This window comes from Zavarzinella formosa DSM 19928 (assembly GCF_000255705.1).
In the GTDB taxonomy this organism is placed as follows: domain Bacteria; phylum Planctomycetota; class Planctomycetia; order Gemmatales; family Gemmataceae; genus Zavarzinella; species Zavarzinella formosa.
On the sequence record NZ_JH636453.1, the window covers coordinates 44,593 to 46,285 of the forward strand.

The following is a 1,693-nucleotide window of genomic DNA, read 5'->3' on the forward strand; positions in this document are numbered from 1 at the left end:
TTGGGGGCCGGGGACGGCACGTTCGCCCCCGCCCCCGGCTCGCCCGTTCCTGTCGGCCAAAGTCCGAATTCAGTGGTGATCGGTGACGTGAACGGGGACGGCAAGCCCGACCTCGTCGCCGCCAACGCCTACGACGGCACCGTCAGCGTGCTGCTGGGGAATGGAGACGGCACGTTCGCCCCCGCCCCCGGCTCGCCCGTCCCTGTCGGCTCCGGGCCGGATTCGGTGTCGGTCGTCGACGTGAACGGCGATGGCAAGCCCGACCTCGTCACCGCCAACCGCGACGACAGCAATGTCAGCGTGCTGCTGGGGAACGGGGACGGCACGTTCGCCCCCGCCGCCTATTTCACCCCCGGCGACCACCCGTATTCGGTGGCCATCGGTGACGTGAACGGGGACGGCAAGCCCGATATCGTCACTGCCAACTACGGGAGCGGCAACGTCAGCGTCCTGTTGAACAGGACGCTGGTCCAGACCGGGCCGGCCTACACGCTGGAGACGCCGGCCGTCGTCACCTCGGTGACGGCCTCGGGCTTGGGCATCACCGCCGGGGCGGGCGACTTGCGGGCGGGCCAGACCGTGACGCTCACCGTCAACTTCAATGCCCCCGTGACGGTGGACAGCACGAACGGCCTGCCGACGCTCACCCTCAACGACGGGGCCACGGCCGCCTATTCCGGTGGTTCCGAGACCACGGCGTTGACATTCGTTTACACCATCAAGCCGGGAGAGAACACCGACGATCTGACCGTGACCAAGCTCAACCTCAACGGGGCCGTCCTCAACGGCGCCGTCGGGGCCGATGTCAGCGGCGCGGCGACCAACCCGGTTGGCACGCTGAAGATTGACACAACCGCCCCCACGGCGACCATCACCCTCGTCGGGGCCTCCAGTCAAATCGCCGGGTCGGCGTTGCAATTCAACGTGACCTTCTCCGAACCCGTCTCGAACGTGGACAAGACCGACTTCGCCCTCGCCGCCACCGGCGTTTCCGGCCAGTCGATCACCGATGTGACCCCGCTGGGGGACAACATCCATTACACCGTCTCTGTGGACTCCGGCACCGGCTTCGGCACCCTCGGCCTGAACATCGCCGCCACCACCGACATCAAGGACAACGCCGGCAATGGCCTCGGCGGCGGCGACTTCACCGAGGCCGCCGGGTCTCCCGTCGGTGTCGGCGGCATACCGGTTTCGGTGGCGGTTGGGGACGTGAACGGGGACGGACGGCCCGATCTCGTCTCTGCCAACGAATTCGACGGCACTGTCAGCGTCCTGCTGGGGAGCGGCAACGGCGCCTTCGCCCCCGCCCCCGGTTTGTCCCCCGCCGTCGGCACCACGCCGTATTCGGTGGCGGTAGGTGACGTGAACGGGGATGGCAAGCCCGACCTCGTCACCGCCAACATCGGTTCCAACAACGTCAGCGTCCTGCTGGGGGCCGGGGATGGCACGTTCGCCCCTGCCCCCGGCTTGCCCCCCGCCGTCGGCAACGAGCCGTTTTCGGTGGCGGTAGGTGACGTGAACGGGGATGGCAAGCCCGACCTCGTCACCGCCAACTACGCCAGCGACACCGTCAGCGTCCTGCTGGGGAACGGCGACGGCACCTTCACCTCCGCCCCCGGTTCGCCCTCCGGCGCCGGGCCGCGTTCGGTGGCGATCGGGGACGTGAACGAGGATGGCAAGCCCGACCTCG

Annotated in this window: 1 protein-coding gene; it reads left to right on the forward strand. The window is 68.7% G+C overall.

Features of this window, described 5'->3' with window-relative positions; all coding sequences use genetic code 11:
• Window positions 1-1,693: FG-GAP-like repeat-containing protein (locus BGIM_RS59460; protein ID WP_162136355.1), on the forward strand; the 1,693-nt coding region annotated here is incomplete at both ends.